This is a genomic window from Muriicola sp. E247 (genome assembly GCF_041358175.1).
Classification (GTDB): Bacteria; Bacteroidota; Bacteroidia; order Flavobacteriales; family Flavobacteriaceae; genus Muriicola.
This window is the reverse complement of the sequence record NZ_JBGKBE010000004.1, coordinates 152,451-174,341: the sequence shown is the minus strand read 5'-3', so window position 1 is coordinate 174,341 and position 21,891 is coordinate 152,451. Positions and strand designations below refer to the sequence as shown.

24 protein-coding genes are annotated in these 21,891 nt (G+C 40.9%); 18 read left to right on the top strand and 6 right to left on the bottom strand.

Going from position 1 to position 21,891, the window contains the following annotated elements; translation table 11 throughout:
* Positions 1 to 10: 10 nt before the first annotated feature.
* The 6 genes from ACA086_RS08440 to ACA086_RS08415 all read right to left on the bottom strand — a co-directional run bounded on the left by ACA086_RS08440 (position 11) and on the right by ACA086_RS08415 (position 3,649).
* Positions 11 to 493, bottom strand: coding sequence for a hypothetical protein (locus ACA086_RS08440; RefSeq protein ID WP_371002887.1), 483 nt, complete (start codon positions 491 to 493; stop codon positions 11 to 13).
* A 120-nt stretch (positions 494 to 613) separates the two neighbouring features.
* Positions 614 to 934 carry a hypothetical protein gene (locus ACA086_RS08435; RefSeq protein ID WP_371002886.1) on the bottom strand — a complete coding sequence of 107 codons (321 nt, stop codon included), beginning with the start codon at positions 932 to 934 and terminating at the stop codon, positions 614 to 616.
* A gap of 22 nt (positions 935 to 956) precedes the next feature.
* Positions 957 to 2,117, bottom strand: coding sequence for a hypothetical protein (locus tag ACA086_RS08430; protein ID WP_371002885.1), 1,161 nt, complete (start codon positions 2,115 to 2,117; stop codon positions 957 to 959).
* Positions 2,114 to 2,521: a cytochrome c gene (locus tag ACA086_RS08425; RefSeq protein WP_371002884.1), complete on the bottom strand. Its 408-nt coding sequence runs from the start codon at positions 2,519 to 2,521 to the stop codon at positions 2,114 to 2,116. The genes ACA086_RS08430 and ACA086_RS08425 overlap by 4 nt, the downstream gene beginning before the upstream one ends.
* Before the next feature lie 76 nt (positions 2,522 to 2,597).
* Positions 2,598 to 3,179 (bottom strand): helix-turn-helix domain-containing protein, encoded by a 582-nt coding sequence (locus ACA086_RS08420; RefSeq protein WP_371002883.1) that lies wholly within the window; start codon positions 3,177 to 3,179, stop codon positions 2,598 to 2,600.
* Between the two features lie 167 nt (positions 3,180 to 3,346).
* Positions 3,347 to 3,649, bottom strand: coding sequence for a hypothetical protein (locus ACA086_RS08415; protein WP_371002882.1), 303 nt, complete (start codon positions 3,647 to 3,649; stop codon positions 3,347 to 3,349).
* Between the two features lie 486 nt (positions 3,650 to 4,135).
* Here ACA086_RS08415 and ACA086_RS08410 point away from each other — a divergent pair, with 486 nt between their 5' ends.
* The 18 genes from ACA086_RS08410 (at position 4,136) to ACA086_RS08325 (ending at position 21,865) form a co-directional block, all read left to right on the top strand.
* Positions 4,136 to 4,498, top strand: a complete 363-nt coding sequence (locus ACA086_RS08410) for a Rieske 2Fe-2S domain-containing protein (protein ID WP_371002881.1) — start codon at positions 4,136 to 4,138, stop codon at positions 4,496 to 4,498.
* Between the two features lie 57 nt (positions 4,499 to 4,555).
* Complete coding sequence (locus ACA086_RS08405) at positions 4,556 to 5,032, top strand: hypothetical protein (RefSeq protein WP_371002880.1); 477 nt, start codon at positions 4,556 to 4,558, stop codon at positions 5,030 to 5,032.
* A gap of 127 nt (positions 5,033 to 5,159) precedes the next feature.
* A complete protein-coding gene (locus ACA086_RS08400) occupies positions 5,160 to 5,540 on the top strand; it encodes a hypothetical protein (RefSeq protein WP_371002879.1) in 381 nt (126 codons plus the stop codon).
* 106 nt (positions 5,541 to 5,646) lie between these two features.
* Positions 5,647 to 9,486: an efflux RND transporter permease subunit gene (locus ACA086_RS08395; protein WP_371002878.1), complete on the top strand. Its 3,840-nt coding sequence runs from the start codon at positions 5,647 to 5,649 to the stop codon at positions 9,484 to 9,486.
* A complete protein-coding gene (locus ACA086_RS08390; RefSeq protein ID WP_369748865.1) occupies positions 9,479 to 10,744 on the top strand; it encodes a TolC family protein in 1,266 nt (421 codons plus the stop codon). The genes ACA086_RS08395 and ACA086_RS08390 overlap by 8 nt, the downstream gene beginning before the upstream one ends.
* A gap of 18 nt (positions 10,745 to 10,762) precedes the next feature.
* Positions 10,763 to 12,625, top strand: a complete 1,863-nt coding sequence (locus tag ACA086_RS08385; RefSeq protein WP_369748864.1) for an efflux RND transporter periplasmic adaptor subunit — start codon at positions 10,763 to 10,765, stop codon at positions 12,623 to 12,625.
* Between the two features lie 23 nt (positions 12,626 to 12,648).
* Positions 12,649 to 13,104 (top strand): hypothetical protein, encoded by a 456-nt coding sequence (locus ACA086_RS08380; protein ID WP_369748863.1) that lies wholly within the window; start codon positions 12,649 to 12,651, stop codon positions 13,102 to 13,104.
* A gap of 120 nt (positions 13,105 to 13,224) precedes the next feature.
* Complete coding sequence (locus tag ACA086_RS08375) at positions 13,225 to 13,404, top strand: hypothetical protein (protein ID WP_369748862.1); 180 nt, start codon at positions 13,225 to 13,227, stop codon at positions 13,402 to 13,404.
* Between the two features lie 250 nt (positions 13,405 to 13,654).
* The gene (locus tag ACA086_RS08370) at positions 13,655 to 15,949 is read left to right on the top strand and encodes a multicopper oxidase domain-containing protein (protein ID WP_371002877.1); all 2,295 of its coding nucleotides are present in this window, start codon (positions 13,655 to 13,657) and stop codon (positions 15,947 to 15,949) included.
* Between the two features lie 3 nt (positions 15,950 to 15,952).
* Positions 15,953 to 17,245: an APC family permease gene (locus ACA086_RS08365; RefSeq protein WP_371002876.1), complete on the top strand. Its 1,293-nt coding sequence runs from the start codon at positions 15,953 to 15,955 to the stop codon at positions 17,243 to 17,245.
* Between the two features lie 57 nt (positions 17,246 to 17,302).
* Complete coding sequence (locus tag ACA086_RS08360) at positions 17,303 to 17,863, top strand: hypothetical protein (protein ID WP_371002875.1); 561 nt, start codon at positions 17,303 to 17,305, stop codon at positions 17,861 to 17,863.
* 58 nt (positions 17,864 to 17,921) lie between these two features.
* The gene (locus ACA086_RS08355; protein ID WP_369748859.1) at positions 17,922 to 18,113 is read left to right on the top strand and encodes an SHOCT domain-containing protein; all 192 of its coding nucleotides are present in this window, start codon (positions 17,922 to 17,924) and stop codon (positions 18,111 to 18,113) included.
* A 4-nt stretch (positions 18,114 to 18,117) separates the two neighbouring features.
* Entirely contained in the window at positions 18,118 to 18,507 is a 390-nt protein-coding gene (locus ACA086_RS08350; protein ID WP_369749155.1) for a DUF302 domain-containing protein, read from the top strand.
* An 18-nt stretch (positions 18,508 to 18,525) separates the two neighbouring features.
* Positions 18,526 to 19,155, top strand: a complete 630-nt coding sequence (locus tag ACA086_RS08345) for a DUF3347 domain-containing protein (protein WP_371002874.1) — start codon at positions 18,526 to 18,528, stop codon at positions 19,153 to 19,155.
* Positions 19,156 to 19,608 (top strand): heme-binding domain-containing protein, encoded by a 453-nt coding sequence (locus tag ACA086_RS08340; protein WP_371002873.1) that lies wholly within the window; start codon positions 19,156 to 19,158, stop codon positions 19,606 to 19,608.
* A 23-nt stretch (positions 19,609 to 19,631) separates the two neighbouring features.
* A complete protein-coding gene (locus ACA086_RS08335) occupies positions 19,632 to 20,153 on the top strand; it encodes a DUF3347 domain-containing protein (RefSeq protein WP_371002872.1) in 522 nt (173 codons plus the stop codon).
* Between the two features lie 152 nt (positions 20,154 to 20,305).
* Entirely contained in the window at positions 20,306 to 20,845 is a 540-nt protein-coding gene (locus tag ACA086_RS08330) for a hypothetical protein (protein ID WP_371002871.1), read from the top strand.
* A 345-nt stretch (positions 20,846 to 21,190) separates the two neighbouring features.
* A complete protein-coding gene (locus ACA086_RS08325) occupies positions 21,191 to 21,865 on the top strand; it encodes a class I SAM-dependent methyltransferase (protein WP_371002870.1) in 675 nt (224 codons plus the stop codon).
* The last annotated feature ends 26 nt before the right edge of the window (positions 21,866 to 21,891 follow it).

The following is a 21,891-nucleotide window of genomic DNA, read 5'->3' as shown; positions in this document are numbered from 1 at the left end:
TTTTTTCTTATCAATGGTGTCTGGAATGGTCACCTCCATTGGATTTCATAGGGCCATCGCCCATCATACTCATTCCTTCCATGTCCATTCCCTTATCCTTCATCATTTTCATGCAGGACTGCATACAATCCTCGCTCATCATTCCTTTTTCGTGCATCATTTGCATCATATTGCCCATCATCTTCCCGTCCTTCATCATGTTCTGCATCATGTTCTTCATCATCGTACTGTCTTTTATCATCTTTTGCATGCCATCGCCTTGCATCATGTGACCCATCATCTTCTGGTTGCCCTGCATCATCTGCATGGCATGGTTATTATTCTGCATGGCATCCATAAATTCGGTCATATAACTATGATTGCCCGCTATTGTGTTCATGATTTCAGTTCTTGTTTCGGCATTTTCAAGTACCGCGCCGGCATCTACATTTTGGTTACAGCTCCCAAGAGCTATCAGCGCAATCATTGAGAGCATTACTAATATTGTTTTCATTGGTTCTTATTTTTAATTATTAAAATGTAAGCGTCCTTAGGTGCTTATCCTATTTATTATGCTCGGAGTTTTGCTCCCATAACCAAAATGACGCAGCGGCCATGGGAGCAATGATCTCTATCAATTAGCTGACTTAAGAAACTCTTCTATCTTTTTACTTTCATGTTCGGTCAGGTTTGCCCTCACCCGCATGTGTAAGCTTATTGTTTCCCAGTCCGTATCGTTGTAATCAGCCGGTGACGGGGCAATGTGACACCGGTTACAGGTCTCTCCCCATAGTTGTGCCCCGGATTTCTCTATCTTAAATTCTTCGGAAGCTTCTGCCACTGTATCAGCTGGCACATTTGTATATTTGTCCTTGGTCGATGAACAGGCAACGACCGTAAGTCCAAATGCAACCATGAGCCCCAAAGCGATTGATAATTTAAACACTATTTTCATTTCTCTAATTTTTATAATTTAATTAAAATCCTATGGCCCAATGCAAAAACAAACCGTTTGTATTGGTGATTCCATCTCCATCATGGCCTCCTTCAGTTTCTGTGGTCTGATAACTAAGCTTCACTACCGACCGCCAACTCAACCAATAGTTAAGACCGAAGGCATATTGTGTCGATTTCTCCTCCCACTCAGCGCCTTCAGGTGCGTTGAAGTCTGAATACCTTCCAACAAGCTCCAATTTTTTCACGAAGTCACTACTGGCCATTGTGGGCCTATAGCTCAGTTGGGCATAAAAAGAGTTGCTTTGATTGTCAAAAGAGTATTCTTCTTCATCACCATCTTCATGCATCTCGATAAATGTGGCCGTATCCACGTTGGAACTGTTGTATTGTGCCTTAACATCCACTATGCCACTCAATCCCGGTATTTGTTTCACCAAGGAAAAATCCAGGGCATATAAAAAAGCACCGATATCCTCAAATTCTGAATCCTCTTCCCCTGTGCCGCTGGTTGAGTAGGCTGAAAAACCAATTTCCGTAGAAGAATCTGAAAAAGGCAACAACCCGATTCGGCCACCAAAAGCTTTGGCCAAATTGGTGTCCTCATAGTTCTCAAATTTCAAAATACCTGCTTCCTCCGGTTCTTCAGATCCATCTTTTATTCTTGGGCCGTTGGTCGAGTACACCGAATAGTTCAACTTGGGGCCGCCTAGATCAAATGCCCCCCTAAGTTCTACACCGATACCTGAAGAGGGTGCGATGCCGTCATGCCCATAGCCCAAAGGGGCATTAGGTAATCTGTTTATCCATGCAGGATGCAACCTTTCCATGAAAGTGCCAAAGGGCAAAAGAAACTTTCCTGCCCGAACGGTCATGTTCTTGTTGAGCACATACATGATATCCGCATATTCCAAACCGGTTTCTAAGTCATTCCCTTCCAACACAAACTCCAGTTCGGCCTCGAACATCAGCCTATCCGAATGTTTATAGAGAAAAATTGGGGCAAAGGCCGAACCCAGAAATGTAGATTCTGTTTCGTCGCCCGAATCCATATATTCGAATCCTGTATGGCCGTAACCACGCAGCATAAATTGGGTCTTACTTGGTTCAAAGGTATTGTAGGTCTGTCCAAATGCCGAAGACCCAAACGCCAAAACAATTATAAATACTAGTAGTTTTTTCATTTTTTTAATGTTCTGATATAGTTAATCAATTCCCATCTTTTCTTTTCTGGTAATGCACTTTTATAAGAGGCCATGGGTGGACGCCCTTCAGTTATCTTCCAGAAAAGTGCTCCGTCGGTCTGGGCCTGAACACTCGTATCGGTCAAATCGGTAGGTTTTGGTGTCAATCCCGCTCCTCCCATGCCGTCTCCCTTGCCTTTTGCACCATGGCAAATCACACACAGCATTTTGTAGGTCCTTTGGCCATTGGCAACAGCAGAGACATCATTTTTCAAGGAATTAGTCAATTTATCCGCACTTTCGGGTGCTTTCCATTCTTCTTGTGCATTCACGCTTGGTATTACAACGAGAAGCAGAAGCACCGTAAGTGCAATAGGTCCAGTTAATGTTCTAGTTATTTTCATATTTTGAATCAATTAAGTCGTTGGGTTAAAACTATTTTTTATAGGTCAGATATATCTTCATAATATTCTTTTATATCTATATAATTTCATCAAGAAAGCCCCGTTGCCACACTTGGCTATTCTTGTAATCGGTCATGCTCATGCCCATGATTTCCTTGAACTGTCTTGATAAGTGGTTGACACTGCTGTAATCGAGCATATATGCGATATCAGAAAAAGTATGTTGCCGCAACTGTATGAGCTCTTTTACCTTTTCAATCTTCAACTTGATGAAATACTTTTCGATAGTGGTATTTTCATTTTTTGAAAAATTTTTACTCAGCACTTTGTACTCTCTATGCAACGATTTTGTCAGATAGTCCGAGATTTTTTCCTTAATATCAATAGGAACATCAGAAACCAATGATATCAAGGCAATCTTTATTTTCTCGACTAGCATCTCTTCTTCACTTTTGGCTATTTCAAAGCCATTGGAATGGAGGACGTCCAATACTTTTCGGTCTACTCCAGCAATTGCTATTTCTTGGGCCTTTACCGTTAGTTTCCCCAATTCAAGGGACAATACCGTAATTTCCAAATCGTGCAATTCTTGTTTTATGACTTTTAGGCAACGCCTACAAACCATGTTCTTTATCCAGTATTCCCTTATGGAATCCATGACGCTCGTGTTATGGTTTACATGAAAATTCAACGGGTTATAACCCTGTTTGGCAATCTATCTGAATGTTCTGTCGTGGGGATAGTGTACGACAAAAGGAGGCCATCAAAGAGTAATGGCCAATGCGTAGAACGGACTATTGGCAAAACAATCCGCTTAAATAAAAATCAAATTAAAAATGTTTCATGAAGAACGAGTAAGTCCTTCTGAATCCACGGGGGGGCATAGTTTTTAAAAGGAATTACATTTTCCTCAAGCCCTTCGAAAAGGTTTATATAGGTGTAGAGAAAGGCTTTTAAAAAAACAATAGTTTGAGAATCGAGCTCAAATGAAACCTTCTTTAAATCATCCTTACCAATATTAACGAAGGAATCGGTACTACAGCAATCTTTTTGTCCTAAAGAACATTTCTTTGTGGTGTTTTCTAGGTTTTGAAGCTTTTCATCACACGGTTTTGCCTCACCAGTCACAGAAAGGCTTACCAACTTGCTACAGCAAAAATGCATATTTGCAGTAAAAGACGTGGTGGTAAATAATACCGCACAGGTGAGAAATATGGATAATATTTTAGTATAAATTCGCTTCACATCTTAAAGACAATAAAATTTTTGTTTAGTCTATTGTAAACAACTTTGATTTGAATAAATTTGTAAATACCTGTTATTTAAATGTTTATGTTTAAACCTGTTAAGTATTCGCTCCAAAAGTAGCCAAGAGAGCTAAACAAAAATATGATATTTGTCATGTCTATGTACAAAAGATTCATAATGTCAAATTATACAATGTCTTTGGTATAGTTCCTCATTAGGAGCCGCAGCAAATCTCTTGGAATTGCGGATTCAAGAACAAGAAAATATCACAAATAAACGTTCAATACCATAAAGGCTATTTTATGACACGAAAGGATTTTTATAAAACTTGGGTGCTGGGTCGGCCTTTGCCCTTTTTTTCCATGTTTGAACGGTTGCTCTAAAGATGAGTCCCAGACGGGCCTTCCGGTCCCCACGGGAATTGATTTCACCGTGGACCTTGACTCCCAGGAAGGGGCGCAGTTACAAAACAATGGCGGGTTTATCCTAAAGGAATTTGTGGTTGTGGCCAAAAACCTGGAGGAACAGTATGTGGCCGCTAGTCAAATCTGTAGCCATCAACAGACCGAAGAAGTGCGTTTTATTACCGAAGACGGGGGCATCTGCCGTTGTGCAACCCACGGGGCCAGATTCGATCAAGAAGGAACCCCCTTGAACAGCATCACAAGCAACCCATTAAAAAATTTTAGGATCGAGCTAAACGGTAGCTTGCTCCAATTTATTGAATAGAATGCACAAGTGCTGGAATAAAAATTGTTGATATACCCTCCAACCAATAAATGTAAAATGGAAAAACAGTCTTCAAAATGGAAAAAGCCAAAGAATCAAAATAATAAACATCGGTCTATTTATATTGCAATCGGAATGATGCTCTTGGTCAATTTTTTGTTTTCACAATCAAATACAAAGGGTATAGTGATAGAGTATCGCACCATAACCAAGGGTTCATATCAACTTTTGAAGCTGAAGAATGACATGATAGTATTCACCAGAAAAAGCGGTGATAAAACCATTGACACATTAAGAATGGATGGGAAAAAATGGAAAAGAATAACTGATTTGATACAGACACTGAAGTTGAAGGAATTACCATATTTGGAAGCCCCTGCCGAAAAGCAGAAACATGATGGCGCAGTACATGCAAAATTAAAAATTATTTTCATGGGAAAGGTCTATGAATCAAGCAGTTTCGATCATGGAGACCCTCCAGTGGCCATAAGAGTACTGGTCGGTTTCATCACAAATATTAGGGCATTTGACTAGTTTGGTACAGTCAAATATTCATTCTGGAAATATTCTAAATTTCTGTTAAACAACGTTCTAATGTTAAAAATTTTGTAGTTTTGTCATTGAAGTGAAGAAATTTCTTTTCAAAATATCATCTTTTCTAATGGCACTGGTCGTGCTGTTCTCTACCTTTTCTTTTGCGCTGGAGCAACATTATTGTTGTGATGTTTTGGTAGATTTTTCCTTCTTCGGCGAGGCTGAATCTTGTGACATGGATGGTCAAAATATGATGTATTCCGATGCATCCAGTTTATCAAAAAAAGATTGCTGTGATGATGAATTACTTGCCGTCGATGGACAGGACAAATTAAATATATCTTTTGAAAATCTGAACTTTGAACAGTTACAGTTCTTTGCTTCCTTTGTATTTTCCTATCTCAATTTTTTTGAAGGGTTAACCGAGAACATAGTTTCTTTTAGTGATTACCCTCCACCATTGTTGGTCAAGGATATTTTGATCCTAGACCAGACTTTCCTTATTTGATTTTTAAATAGTTGAATTCTTAGCCCTGCGATCAATCGTTTTGGGCTAAATCCATTTTTTGTTGAATTTTTCAATACAAGTTTCAATTATTTAATAATCCATTATCATGCTAAATAGAACGATCCGTTATTTTCTTGAGAACAAGCTGATAACATTTATGCTCCTCTTCGCCTTTATATTTGGAGGAATCGTAACTGCCCCGTTTAACTGGGAACTGTCTTGGATGGACCGGAGCCCAGTACCTGTCGATGCCATTCCCGATATAGGCGAGAACCAGCAAATTGTGTTTACGGAATGGATGGGGCAATCACCACAGGACATAGAAGACCAGGTTACCTATCCGCTTACAACGGCCTTGCTCGGTATTCCGGGGGTAAAGACCATCCGGAGCAATTCCATTTTTGGCCTTTCAAGTATATATATCATTTTCAACGATGATGTGGACTTTTACTGGAGTCGGACCCGGATATTGGAAAAACTGAACTCGCTTCCTCCGGGTACCGTACCCAATGAAGTAACACCTGCCTTGGGACCAGACGCCACGGCCCTTGGTCAAGTATACTGGTACACTTTGGAGGGTAGAGACCCCAAAACCGGAAAACCTACAGGCGGATGGGACCCTCAAGAACTAAGAACGATCCAGGATTTTTATGTTCGCTATTACCTTACTGCGGCCAGCGGTGTCTCGGAGGTGGCCTCCATCGGCGGCTTCTTAAAGGAGTATCAGGTTGAAATCGATCCCGATGCCATGAAGGCCAACAATGTCGATGTGGGGATGATCATGAACGCTGTAAAAAACAGTAACCTTGATATCGGTGCCAGAACTTTGGAGTTTAACAGGGCCGAGTATCTGGTTCGGGGTTTGGGGTATATCAAAAACCTGTCCGATCTTGAGGAAAGTGTTGTCTCTGTTCGGGACAATGTTCCCATACGTCTAAAAGATGTTGCCAAAATACAATTTGGACCAGCAGGACGAAGGGGAGGTCTTGACAAAAGCGGTGTCGAGGCAGTAGGTGGGGTCGTTGTTGCCAGATATGGGGCAAACCCCCAGGAGGTAATCCACAACCTTAAGGATAAAATCGAAGAGGTAGCTCCCGGTCTGCCATCAAAAACCCTGGCGGATGGTACGGTTTCAAAAATAACCATAGTTCCCTTTTATGATCGATCGGGGCTGATCCAAGAAACTCTGGGAACTTTGGAATTGGCCCTTTCCCATGAAATATTGATTAGTATTCTGGTGGTGATCGTACTGGTACTTAATCTCAGGGCATCAGTATTGATTTCCAGTATATTGCCCGTGGGCGTATTGATGACGTTTATCCTGATGAAATATTTTAATGTGGACGCCAATATTGTGGCTCTTTCTGGTATAGCCATTGCGATTGGTGTAATGATCGATGTCGGAATAGTCTTTACCGAGAATATAGTCAGGCATTTAGAAATGCCTGAAAACCACGGAGCCAAGGGCAAGAGGTTGGTTCAAATTATCTATGTGGCCACCGTGGAGGTAGCAACGGCGGTAATTACGGCGCTCGCAACTACGGTCGTGAGTTTTTTGCCGGTCTTTGCGATGCAGGCCGCGGAGGGAAAATTGTTCAGTCCCTTGGCATGGACTAAAACCTTCGCCTTGGTGTCAGCATTGTTCATTGGAATCATGTTCATACCCGCTATGGCAAAAGTTCTGTTTTCGATTAGACTAGATACAAAGAGAACAAGCAGAATATTCAATGCCATCTTAATCGGTTTTGGGCTTGTTTCCCTTATTGCATACAGCAGTTTCCTTTCAATAGCCCTTATTGCGGTCGGTATAAATAATTTGCTTACCCAAGTCCCGAACTGGAACGGGTTTAAAGGGAAAGTCAGATTACCCTATTCCGAAAAACTGGCCAATTACATAAATATTGCCATAGCCATCATTGTTTTGGTGTACCTATTGACCATCGAATGGATGCCTTTGGGTGTCGCAAACTCAACATTTGTCAACTTCATATTTGTGGTCTTCGTAATAGGATTGGTACTGGGGGCACTAATGGCAATAGTGCATTTCTATAAAGGAATATTGATCTGGTGTTTGAACAATAAATGGAAGTTTTTGTTTATCCCCATTTTGGTCGTTTTCCTGGGGATGAACATTTGGTTAGGGTTTGGGCAAATCCTTGGTTTTATGCCTGAATTTGCCAAAAATAATGTTGTTTGGAATAAATTGGACGAAACATTCCCTGGACTGGGCAAAGAGTTTATGCCGGCACTTGACGAGGGTTCTTTCCTATTAATGCCGACCACCATGCCACACTCCAGTATTACCGAAAATATGGAGGTCATTGCAACAGTTGACAAACATTTGAACTCCATACCGGAAATCGCATCTGCCGTGGGCAAATGGGGTCGTGTAAATTCTGCATTGGACCCTGCACCCACCTCCATGTACGAAAACACCATCAACTATCTACCTGAATACATTTTGGACGAGGATGGCCATCGTATGCGCTTTAAGGTAAACGATGATGAAGCCTTTGTCCTGAAAGATGGTTCCACCTATAAATACGGGGAAGATGAATTCAGAAGAATTGGTGTTGAACAACTCATTGAAGATGAGGATGGAGAAAATTTCAGGCAATGGCGGGAAAAGATCAAGAAGCCAGACGACATCTGGAACGAAATTGTGGAGCATTCCAAATTTCCCGGGCTTACGTCGGCACCTAAACTCCAGCCCATCCAAACGAGATTGATCATGCTGTCAACAGGCATGCGGGCACCGATGGGCATTAAGGTATTTGGACCTACTTTGGAGGTTATCGAAAAAGTAGGTTTTGAACTGGAGAATATCTTAAAGGAAGTCCCCAGTGTAAATCCACAAACGGTTTTTGCCGATAGGGTCGTTGGCAAACCTTATTTGGAAATGAAGTTGAACAGACGGGCGATGTCGCGATATGGATTGACAATCAAAGACATGCAAATGCAACTGTCCGTGGCCATCGGAGGTAGACAATTGTCCACTACCGTAGAGGGTAGGGAGCGGTTCCCCGTTAGGGTTCGCTATGCTCGTGAGTTTAGGGACAATCCGGACGACTTAAAGAAAATTCTGATCCCCACACCTGCAGGTGTTCAGGTTGAACTGGGAGAATTAGCGGATATAGAATACGTACGAGGACCTCAGGTTATTAAAAGTGAGGACACCTTTTTAACGGGCTATGTTATATTCGATATGAAAGACGGGTATGCGGAAACCAATGTGGTCGAGGATGCCCAGGCCCTGATCGAAGCAAAAATGGAAAGTGGAGAGTTCCAATTGCCTGCCGGGGTAACTTATCGTTTTACGGGTAACTATGAAAATCAGATAAGGGCCTCAAAACGGTTAATGATCGTAGTGCCTATTTCATTGATTGTTATCTTATTGATATTGTATTTCCAGTTTAAATCCATAACCCCGGCCTTAATGGTGTTTACGGGGATATTTGTGGCTTTTGCAGGTGGTTTTATCATGATTTGGCTATACGGTCAGGATTGGTTCTTGAACTTCGGTATTGCCGGGGTGGATATGCGGAACCTGTTCCAGCTTCACACCATAAATCTGAGCGTTGCCGTTTGGGTCGGTTTTATAGCACTATTTGGCATCGCTACCGATGATGGTGTCATTATGGGTACCTATCTGATGCAGACCTTTGAAAAGGAGAAGCCCAAAACCATACAGGAAATAAGGACTTCCGTTCTGCACGCTGGTTCCAAAAGAGTCCGTCCGGCAATGATGACGGCGGCCACGGCAATTATTGCCCTGATCCCTGTACTTACGGCTACCGGTAAAGGTTCCGACGTGGTTATCCCTATGGCCATTCCGACCTTCGGCGGCATGTTATTGCAGGTAATGACCATGTTCGTTGTACCGGTATTGTACAGTATGTGGAAAGAGAAAAAATTAAAAAAACAATTAAAAGAAATCGATGCTTAGCGTAACGAAGATATTTTCAAAAAGGGATACTATTGTTTTCTTGGTATTCGTATTAATGATGGGATCCCACCTTTTTGGTCAGGCTGACCTTGATGGGTATCTAAAATTTGCGGCCGAGAACAACCCCGGACTAAAGGCAAAGTTCAATGACTATATGGCCGCGATGGAGAAAGTGCCCCAAGTGGGAGCCTTGCCCGATCCAAGTATAGCATTTGGCTATTTCATACAACCGGTAGAAACAAGGGTCGGTCCCCAGGAATGGCGTTTCAACCTGGCACAAAGTTTTCCATGGTTTGGCCTATTGGGCGCCAGGGAGGATGTGACCACGGAATTAGCCAACGCCAAATATGAGGATTTTGAGAACACAAAATCCAATCTCTTCTTTGAGGTCAGGACAGCCTACTATAATTATTATTTTATCGAAAAGGCCATTGAGATCACTCAGGAGAACATGGAAATCCTCAGGATCTTCAAGAATTTATCCTTGGTGAAAATAGAGGCGGGAAACGCTTCTGTTGTGGATGAGCTCAGGGTAGAACTGGAATTGAACGACCTTGAGAACCAATTGGCCCTGTTCCAAGATACGAAGTACGCTTTACAGGTAAAATTCAATAATTTGTTGAATACGGATGAACACGCAGCGATAGCCGTACCGGCCACCTTGTGGCAAGAAGAGCTGCCTGAGGGCCAATTGGATATCATTGATGAGATTTATGCGTCCAATCACCAATTGAAGGCTATTGAACACCGGATGAACGCCTTTGTAAATCAAGAGGTAGTGGCAAAAAAAGAGGGTTTGCCCAAATTCAATGTAGGATTGAGCTACACCATTGTTGGTGAAAACCCCTTGTCAACGGCCACGGACAATGGGCAAGATGCCTTTTTGTTCCCGTCAGTCGGCATTTCCATACCCCTGTACCGTAAAAAGTACAAGGCCATGGTCAATGAAGCTCAATATTTACAGGAAGGTGAGACCTTAAGAAAGGAAGACAAAAAAAACAGTCTCAATACCATTTACGAGAACACCTCCAAGGACTTCAACGACGGAGACCGAAGAATAGCCTTGAACAATAGGCAATCGAAAATCGCCAAAAAGGTATTGGACATACTCATTACTTCCTATTCCACGGATTCCGAGGATTTTGAAGAGGTCCTACGAATAGAAAGGCAATTGTTGCAATATGAACTGGCCTATCAAAAGGCATTGACGGATAAAAATGCCGCAGTGGCATTCATAAATTACTTACTAGGAAATTAAACGCTAAAAAAACAGGACATGAAATACATTCAGAAATACAAAAATTATATAATCGCTGCCGGCATTCTGATTGTTGGTATACTTATAGGGAATATTTTTTCGGGAGGAGGTTCCGAGGGTTCCCATAAAGATGGCGAACATGAATATGTCCAGGATCCGGAGACTCAAGTATGGACCTGCTCCATGCATCCACAGATTAAAATGGAAAAACCCGGTAATTGCCCCATTTGCGGTATGGAACTGATTCCATTAGAAGAAGGATCCAACAGTTCTTCTGAAAGTATTGCGTCCAATGAAATTGTGATGACGGAAGAAGCCATACAATTGGCGAACATACAGACCACGGTCGTTAAAGAGTCCGATGCTGCAAAAGAGATTCATTTATTGGGCCGGGTAAAACCGGACGAGCGACTTTTATTTTCCCAAGTATCACATATTCCTGGCAGGATAGAGCGTTTATACTTGAACTTTACAGGGGAAAAAGTATATGCGGGTCAAAAGATAGTACGCATTTATTCCCCAGAACTGATCTCCGCACAAAAAGAACTCTTTGAGACCATAAAATCCAAGGATGTGTATCCCCAACTTTATAAGGCTTCAAGAAACAAACTGAAGCTTTGGAAGCTGTCGGATGCCCAAATCGAGGCCATTGAAAAATCCGGAAAGGTTCAGGAGCAGATAGATATTTTGTCCGACCATTCAGGTTACGTCATGCAAAGAAACGTCGAACTGGGAAATTACATCATGGAAGGACAGACGCTGTTCGAGATTGCCAACTTGAGTACGGTCTGGGTTATGTTCGAAGCCTATGAATCTGATATTCCTTGGATCGACATCAATGACAAGGTAACTTTCACGATACAGGCACTCCCCGGAAAAACCTTTACTGGAAAAGTCACCTATGTCGACCCCTTTGTTTCTTCCAGCACCCGAGTAGCCAAAGTAAGGGTAGAAGTAAAAAACCCTAATAATAAATTATTGCCCGAAATGTATGCCAATGGTCTTATAGCGGCAGAGATGTCGGATGTTAAAGACGCTATAATTATACCAAAATCGGCGGTACTCTGGACCGGTAAACGCGCCGTTGTATATGTTAAGGTACCCCATGAAAGAACCATATCGTTCTTATTCAGGGAAATTGAACTGGGGGCGGACATGGGCGATTATTATATCGTTGAATCCGGATTGGAAGCAGGTGAAGTAGTTGCCACCAACGGGGTCTTTAGAATTGATGCTTCTGCCCAGTTGGTTGGCCAAAAAAGTATGATGAATCCCGAGGGTGGAGTCGTAATGACCGGACATAACCATGGGGGAATGGATATGGGTGATGGAGTTGACAAGAAGGGAGCCATGACAGATGATAACACTTTGGACCATTCCAAAATGGAGGCCGAAACGGACCATACGGCTATGGAAAAGCGCCTAAAGGTCTCCGGAACATTTAAGGAGCAATTGGCAAAGGTGTTCGATACCTATATAAGCCTTAAGAATGCCCTTGCAGAGGATGATGAGGATATGGCGAAAAAGCAGGCCAACGGACTCTTGACTTCCCTGAAGAAAGTCGATATGAAATTATTGACCGATGATGAAGCTCACAATCATTGGATGACAATCTCTAATGAAGTAAAAAGTTCTTCGGAATCAATTAGCGAAACATCGGATATTGAAAAACAAAGAGGACATTTTAAACACTTATCGGCACATTTATCAAAAGGTGTCAGGCTGTTCGGGGTCAACCAAAAGGTTTATGAGAATTTCTGCCCAATGGCCGACAATAACAAAGGCGCCTATTGGCTTAGTTTGAACGAAAAGATAAAAAACCCCTACATGGGGAGTAAGATGTTGACCTGTGGCACAACGGAATCGACCATAGATCAATAAGTTTTTAACATAAACCAAAAGTCATGATAAAACATGTAATTGTTATTGTATTTGCGGGCTTTGCCCTAATGGGCTGTAAAACTGAGGCTAAGAAAACAAAGATTACTGAGGCCCCAATGCCGGCAAGGGCCGAGATCAAGGTGGAAGAGGTGCAACCTAAGATGGAGATTACCAAAAATTATCAGGTAGGCTCCCAAGTGCCCAATGAACTGGTTTGTATGGTAAACGATGCCTATATGGGCAAGTTGCAGATGCCGGTTCCCGTCAACGGGAAGACCTATTATGGCTGTTGCCAAATGTGTGTTAAGACCTTGAACGAAAATGAACAAGCAAGAACGGGCATCGACCCATTTAGCAATCAAAAGGTCGATAAGACCGAAGCGTTCATCGTAGTAATGGCAGTCGACGGCAAAGTGGCCTACTTTGAGTCAGAGGAGAGTTTTTTAAAGTTCAAGAAGCGCAATCGAATGACGCATTAAGGCAACTCTATATAACAAATGGATAAATGTTATCTCGATTACTTGCTTAGTTAAACTTGCAAAAAAATGATAATAAAGTTGATTTCAAAATGACTTTAGAAGAAAATAAATATTGAAGTGATGGATATGTACTTGTGGGCATTGGGCATAGGTATTTTGGTATTCGCACTATCATTGATAGTGGGAAGACGAAAGAGTTGGTTAAACCACTATCGAAGGGGAAAGGCTTATGATGGGGATAGGCCCACCGATACAGGAATTGGAAGATCTGCGAATCAGGGCGATCCCGACAGTGGCTGACATTTTACTGAGAAAGATTAAAAGCAATCTGTGTGCCTTATAGAATGGAAGAAGATGGAAAAAAAGAGTTGAATGACGATTGAATACCTAAAATTGATTTGTTCCAAAATTGATTGTACAATTTCTTAATTGAAGGCCACTATCCATTCTAAACGGTATAAGCACAAGTATAAACCGATGTGGTCAACGAACAAACTTGGTAAAGCGTAATTTGAGACCGAACGATTAATACAAAATATACACAATAACAATGAGAATATTAAATATTATCATACTACTATTTACCTCAATCACATTTGCCCAAGTCGGGACAAACGGTGATGACAGGAAAGAAGAAGGACGACCCGTTAAGGAATATGAGCTTACTATCGCAAAAAATAAATTGACTCTTGGTGGTGTAACTGCCAAGGCTATGACCATAAACGGCCAAATTCCTGGACCAGTCTTGGAATTTACCGAGGGAGACCTTGCCATAATCAATGTGACTAATGAAATGGATGTGGAAACATCAGTGCATTGGCATGGATTGATACTTCCAAATTTCTACGACGGTGTTCCTTATTTAACAACACCACCTATTGAACCAGGTGAGACATTCCAATACAGAATCCCAATCAATCAGTCCGGTACCTACTGGTATCATTCACATACCATGTTACAGGAGCAAAAGGGTGTATATGGTTCCATTATCATTCAACCTAAAGAGAAAATATTGGATTATGATAAAGATTTGGTCGTGGTGTTGTCTGATTGGACCAATGAAAAACCTATGAACGTACTGCGTAACCTAAAAAGGGGTAACGAGTGGTATCAAGTTAAAAAGGGTACAGCAGTACCGTTGAGTAGGGTAATTAAAGAAGGTGCTCTGGGAGCACAGTTCAAATTTTGGCGAGACCGTATGGAGGGCGCAGATATTGCAGATATCTACTATCCTGCATTTTTGACCAATGGTAAAAACCTTGCAGAATATCCAGATTTTAAGCCAGGTGAAGAGGTACGGCTTCGATTTATCAATGCTTCGGCATCAACCTATTATTGGATGGAATTTGGTGGAGGTAACCCAATAGTCGTTTCAAGTGACGGTATTGATGTGCAACCTGTCTCTAAAAGCCGATTTTTATTTGGTATAGCCGAAACCTACGATGTAATCGTTACCATCCCTGAAGGCACTTTAGAAATTACTGCTACGGCACAAGATGGCTCTGGCCATACCTCGTTACGTTTAGGTAAAGGAACGCTTTATCCTGCTAAAAGCATTGACAGGCCTGACAAAGTGGTAATGATGAAACAGATGGCCAAAATGGATATGAAAATGGGCGCCCCTTCTATGGTAGGCAACAAAAAGAAAAATACACCCGAGGTTTTAATGCAGAAATACGGAATGAAGATGGATATGAAAGATGGACAAATGAATATGAACCACAACATGTCGATGAAGGATGGTGCAATGAGTGATAAAATGAATATGGATGACCATATGAACCATATTGGACCAATGAAGCAAAAAGACTCCACTTCATTTGATTACAGTACTCGTAAAACCTATTTCAACTATGATTTTTTAAAGGCAAAAGAAAAAAACACATATGAAGCAGATTTACCTGTTAATGACATTTTGCTTAATCTGACAGGAAATATGCAACGCTATGTTTGGAGTATGAATGGCGTGCCCTTATCAGAAACCGATAAAATAAAAATCAAAAGTGGAGAGGTCACAAGAATTACCTTGAACAACCTTACTATGATGCACCATCCAATGCATTTACACGGACATTACTTTAGGGTAATCAACGAAAACGGGGAACGTTCGCCCTTAAAACATACTGTTAATGTACCACCGATGCAAAAAGTGGTCATCGAATTTTATAACGAAGAATATGGTGACTGGTTCTTTCATTGTCACGTATTATATCATATGATGGGTGGTATGGCACGCGTATTTAGTTATGATACACCAAGGGATGAAAGAATGAAGGATTATCCAGTTCAAAAACTAATTGACGAGACAGACCACTATTATTCTTGGGGAGCTGGGCGCATAGGTTCAAATTTTAATGAGCTTTTTTTGATTTCGAGCAACATCCGAAATGAATTTGGACTACGTGCCGAGTTTGATTATAACCAAAATGCCGAGATAGAGGTGAACTATAATCGATACCTTAATGATTGGGTACGCGTGTATGCAGGGGTAAATACCGAAACTTCAACACCGGATTCTTACGATACATTTAATACCGTTGGATTGGTTGGGATTAAATACTTTACGCCTTACAGATTTAATGTAGATGTTAGTATGGACCATCAACTGCGCCCAAGAATGCGTTTGGATAGAGAACTATTGATTTTTCCAAGATTTTTTTTGGAGGGAGAATATGAGTACAGAGCGGATTTTGGTTGGGTTAATGATTTGCAAAACAATAAATCTTTTGAAAGTGAAACCCAATGGCTGGTAGGGCTCGCATACATCGTTTCCAGAAACTTTTCCATACAAGGAAATTACAATAATCGTTATGGCTGGGGTGGCGGTCTGTTAGTTAGATTTTAAGAAATGGCACAATACAAAAAAAATAGCCTGAGCTTGACCGGAGCCGTATCCTTGGGTACCGGTGTAATGATAGGTGCGGGAATTTTTGCCCTCTTGGGCCAAGTGGCCGAGCTATCCGGACAATGGTTTCCCATCGCATTTTTGGTCGGTGCCATTATCTCAGGGTTTAGTGCGTATTCCTATATAAAAATGTCAAATGCTTATCCATCAGCGGGTGGAATAGCCAATTACCTGAAAAAGATTTATGGCAAGAGCGCATTAACCGCTTCAGGAGCATTATTGATGGCCTTTTCAATGGTCATTAATGAAAGTCTGGTCGCACGAACATTTGGCTCGTACACCTTGCAATTATTCGATGTGGGAGATAATAGTATTTGGGTTCCTATTTTGGGTGTTCTACTATTGGTAGTAGCCTTTTTGATCAATATTTCAGGAAACAATATTATCGGCAAATCATCCTTGGTCATGGCCATCTTAAAGATTGGCGGCATTTCCATTTTTGCCATTGGTGGCCTTTGGGCTGCTGGATTTTCTATTGGGGAAGTAATTCCTTCGAGTGATTTGACGGAATATCCCATTACAAGATATTTGGGGGCTTTAGCCTTATCTATATTGGCGTACAAGGGGTTTACCACGATAACCAATAGCGGGGACGAAATTGTAAACCCAAAAAAAAATGTAGGTAGGGCCATTATCATTTCTTTGGCCATTTGCACCTTGGTATACCTGTTGGTCGCGTTTGCAGTATCATCCAATCTTTCCATAGAAGAAATTATCAAAGCCAAAGATTATTCCTTGGCAGAAGCTTCAAAACCGGCCTTTGGCAAGTATGGTCTTTGGTTTACGGTAGGCATCGCTATTGTGGCTACAATTTCTGGGGTCGTAGCAAGTGTTTTTGCGGTATCTAGAATGACGGCCATGCTTACTGATATGGAGCTTATTCCCCATAACCATTTTGGTATGTCGGGCGGTGTCCAAAGGCATATGTTGGTATATACCGTTGTATTGGCCATCACGTTGACCGTTTTGTTCGACCTCACACGAATCGCCTCCTTGGGTGCCATATTTTATTTGATTATGGATATCGGAATCCATTGGGGCATTTTAAAAAACCTGAAAAAGGATATAAAGGCAAACACCTACATAATCGCAACTGCCATTTTCCTGGATTTTATCGTTCTGGGAGCTTTTCTATATATAAAGGCATCGAGCGATATACTGGTGGTAGTCGTGGCGGCAGTACTGATGGTACTCATATTTACGGGGGAAAAATGGTTTTTGAAAAGAAAAGATTAGTCTGATATAAAAGTCGGACACAGTATAAATGATTTATTAACCTAAAAATTAGAAAACATGAAAACAACAGTAAAGATTTTGGTAGTAATTGGATTTATTGGAACAATTACCGGATGCAAATCAACTTTCAATGCTTCCGAGACAATGCAGGTCGAGGAAAATAGGAATGCCATCTATCGGGAAATCATTTCAAACCCTGTTCAGTTCACAAATTTCATTAGCGAGGCACGAAAGAATGAAGATGCTAAAAAGATATTGATGAAGACTCATATGGAACAGATGGAGTCGGGAAATATGAAAATGATGATGGACAAGAATCCGGAAATGAAAGAAAAAATGCAGGCCCATATGCAGCAAATGATGGACAAGAACCCTGAAATGAAAAAAAAGATGCATTCCAAAATGCTGGATAAAATGATGGAAAGCGAAAAGGGCCGCAAGATGATGATGGAAAAAATGCACAATAATGAAATGATGAAAAAGGAAATGAAGGAAAGAATGAAAAAAATGATGGAAGAGAATCCGGAAATGATGGAAGAAATGATGCAGAAGATGATGGAAAAAAATCCAGAAATGATGCAAAAAATGAAAGATAAAATGAAGAACAAGAAGCAGTAAAAGAAAAAATACGACCGATAATGAGAACAGTTTATGTAACAATTAAAAAGATACAGTTATGATGATGTGGTGGTGGATACTGATACCGGTTATTTTGATATTGGCCCTATTCCTTTTCAGAGGAGGAAGTCCGCGAAGCTCTAAAAACAAGGAAAATCCTATGGATATCCTAGACAACCGTTTCGCAAAGGGCGAAATATCAAAAGAGGAATACGAAGAACAAAAACGAACGATTAACTCTAAAAACTAAAATGATGAAGTATTATTTCAATAAAACGCTGAACGAAGACTTTGACAAAGTAATCGAAAAGGTTACCGAGGAACTAAAAAACGAAGGTTTTGGTATTCTGACCGAAATCGATGTGAAGGAGACCTTGAAAAAGAAACTGGATGTCGATTTCAAGAAGTACAAAATACTCGGTGCCTGTAACCCGCCTTATGCACACAAAGCATTGGAGGCCGAAGATAAGATAGGCACTATGCTACCGTGTAACGTTATCGTGCAGGAAATAGAGGAAGGTACGGTAGAAGTTGCCGCAGTAAACCCGATGGCCTCGATGCAAGCTGTCCATAACGAAAATTTGGGCAAAGTAGCGGAAGACATAACCGAAAAGTTGAGAAACGTCATCAATAACCTTTATTAATCATAAATCAAATCAGAAATGAAAAAAGCAAACGTAACAACTGGAATTTTGGCCATGGGAATTATAGCCCTAACGGTCACATCTTGTAAAGACAAGAAAAAAGAGCAAGAAAGCCAAGAAGGTGAACATACCGAACAAATGGAAGACAGTGGCCACATGGATGGCACCATGGAAGACCATTCACAAATGGATCATGATAACATGAATCATGATGAAATGGCAATGATGTCATCGGAAGTCATCGCGGACTACCTTACGCTCAAAAACGCCCTTGTATCAGATGATAAAGACGGTGCAGCAACGGCAGGGGAAAAGCTGGAGGGTAGCCTTAAGGACTTTGACACGAGCAAATTTTCAGACGAACAACAGGCCGAATTAACAGACATTATTGAAGATGCCACAGAACATGCGGAACATATCGCCAAAAGCGACATAGGGCACCAACGTGAGCACTTTGATATCTTGAGCAAAGATGTAATTGACCTTTTGGCCATAACAGGTTCGGAAAGAACACTTTACCAAGCCTATTGCCCAATGTACAACAATAATAAGGGAGCACAATGGTTAAGTGCCACTGAAGAAATCAAGAATCCTTATTACGGAAGCAAAATGATGACCTGTGGTAGTGTACAAAAGCAGATCAATTAAGTGAATGCGGTAAAGACTACAGGATGGATTTTGCTGGTTGCGTTGGTGGGCATCCAATTTGTTCCCACCGAACGCAATAAAAGCGATGTGGTACCGAAAACGGACTTTATGGTCGTAAACGAGGTGCCAAAAAATATCGAGAACATCATCAAAACCTCTTGTTATGACTGCCATAGCAACAATACAGATTATCCCTGGTACAATAGGGTACAACCGGTCGCTTGGTTTTTGGAAGGCCATATAGAAAATGGCAAGGAAGAATTGAACTTTAACGAATGGGACACCTATTCGGGCCGAAAGAAGAAAAGCAAGTTAAGGTCCATCATCAGCCAGATCAAGGATGATGAAATGCCCCTTGCATCTTACACCCTTATCCATAGGGATGCAAAACTTTCAGATACTGAAAAGAAAACTGTATTGGACTGGGTGTCAAAACTAAAGGATAGTTTATAGTTGAATAACTAAAAAAAATAACAATGAAAAATTTGAAAAACGGGATTTCAGCCCTACTGGTACTGACCTTTACTTTTTCTTACGCACAGGAAAAGATTAAGTTGAACCATGACCATAGTAAGATGGAAATGAAACAAACTCCACTTGAATTCAGTAATGAAAATCTGGCCAATGCCTATGAACATTATGAGCACATTAAAAATGATCTGGTCGGTTCAAATCCGGACGATGCACAAAAGGGAGCGGTAATGTTGAATGAAGCACTAGAAAAAGTCGAGGGTTCCGATGCTGCATTAGTGGCCTCGCAAAAGATCGCTTCTTCCGATAATTTAGACAGACAACGAAAGACTTTTTCCGACTTGAGCAATGAAATGGAAAACCTGTTGAGAGGAACTATTACATCTGGTAAGCTCTATAAGGATTTCTGCCCCATGGCCTTGAAGGGTGGTGCCTACTGGTTATCCGCTATTGAGGACATCCGCAACCCATATTATGGAGCTAAAATGCTCAGTTGTGGAAAAGTGACTGAGGTATTGGAAAAGTAAAACCTAAAGGGGGGAGTTGATTTAGTTAATGGTTAGTGTTTAATATACCTCCCCTTTTCAGGTAACAATAATTAGTTATTAAAATCATTGTGTGATTTTAAGGGTTTTGAAAATCATACGCCCTTATAAATAAGAACGTAAGTAGAACTTGAATGGAAGAATTAAGCCCTGGCATTTTCGTTGTTCCTACCATAGCGTTGACTTTGGTTATTTTGGGCTATCTACATTTTGCCAAACGGGTAGCGGATAGACGAAACTATAGGAGGTTCATAGTTGTTGTGGCAGTAACAGCATTTGCCTTGAATTTTGTATGGGAGCTAGTACAAGGCCCACTGTATGAAGGGTTCGAATACGATTTGAAACATATTTCCTTTTGCGCCTTGGCATCTGTTGCTGATATGTTGATGGTGTTTATACTATTCTTTGTCTTCGGACTGATTCATAAAAACGTGTTTTGGATTAAAAATACGGATGTGAACGTAGTATTACTTTTGGCCTTTGTCGGATTTTCGGGTTCGATACTGGCAGAAGTTTTACATACTATGCGAGGCGACTGGTCATACACTGAGACAATGCCGATGCTACCAGTAGTCGATGTGGGGATTTCGCCAGTACTGCAGTTTACAATTTTACCATGGCTGATTTTTTTGATTAGTATAAAGTTATTTGAGAAGAGAATGAAAGTAGAGTAAAGTTTTGGGTACGGTAGGGGAGTGCTTTATAACAATAATTATTTAATCATTCCCATTTCCGTCCAGACAATAATAAAGGACAAAGTCCTGTTTTGGGAAGGGATTGTTAGTTAATGGTTTGTCTTTAGAACCCTTCCCTTGACAGGCACAATATAGAGAATTACATTGTTATGAAAGACTGTTGTAAGGATTGTGGAAAGCATAAGAAACATAAGTCTAAGCTTAAGAAATGGTTTAGTTATTTGCTTTATATCATCATTGGATCGATAGTCATCTGGACACTGGTCATACAGATCTGTAACAATTAATTATTAAAACAGGAATAATGTTACCAAACGGATTAACATGGTAAAGAAAAAGAACAAAGAATTTATTCCCGCCTTGGGCTATGACTGGTTGACCAAGTTTTATGACTTGACCATTTCAGTTACTATGCCGGAGAAGAAATTTAGAAATAAATTGATTGACCTCTTAAATCCACAAGATGGCGAACAAATTCTTGAGTTTGGATTTGGTACCGGCCAGAATTTAATTATTGCCAACGACCGAAATAGAAACACAAGCTATACCGGTTTGGATATTGATCCAAAGGTCAAATATATTGCGGAAAAGAAGTTCGCTGAAAATGAAGTTGATATCAAACTTGATCTTTATGGGGGAGATGTTTTTCCATATCCAGATAGAACTTATGACAAGGTATTTAGCTCATTGGTGTTCCACCAATTGGATAAGAACACAAAGATTTCTTGTTTAAATGAAATCAATAGAGTGCTTAAACCTGATGGAGAGTTAGTTATAGGGGACTGGGGAAAGCCCAAATCCAAACTTATGAGATTCATGTTTTATGCGGTCCAAATTCTTGACGGGTTTGCCACCACCGCCGACAACGTAAAAGGTCTCATACCGGATTTAATGTTATGGGCGGGATTTGAAGACGTGGCAGAAGTAGGCCATGTAAACACAAAAATTGGAAGCTACTGCTATTATCAAGGGAAAAAACCGAGTACCGGCAAGGTTTAGAAGAACTAATATTTACAAAGAAAAGA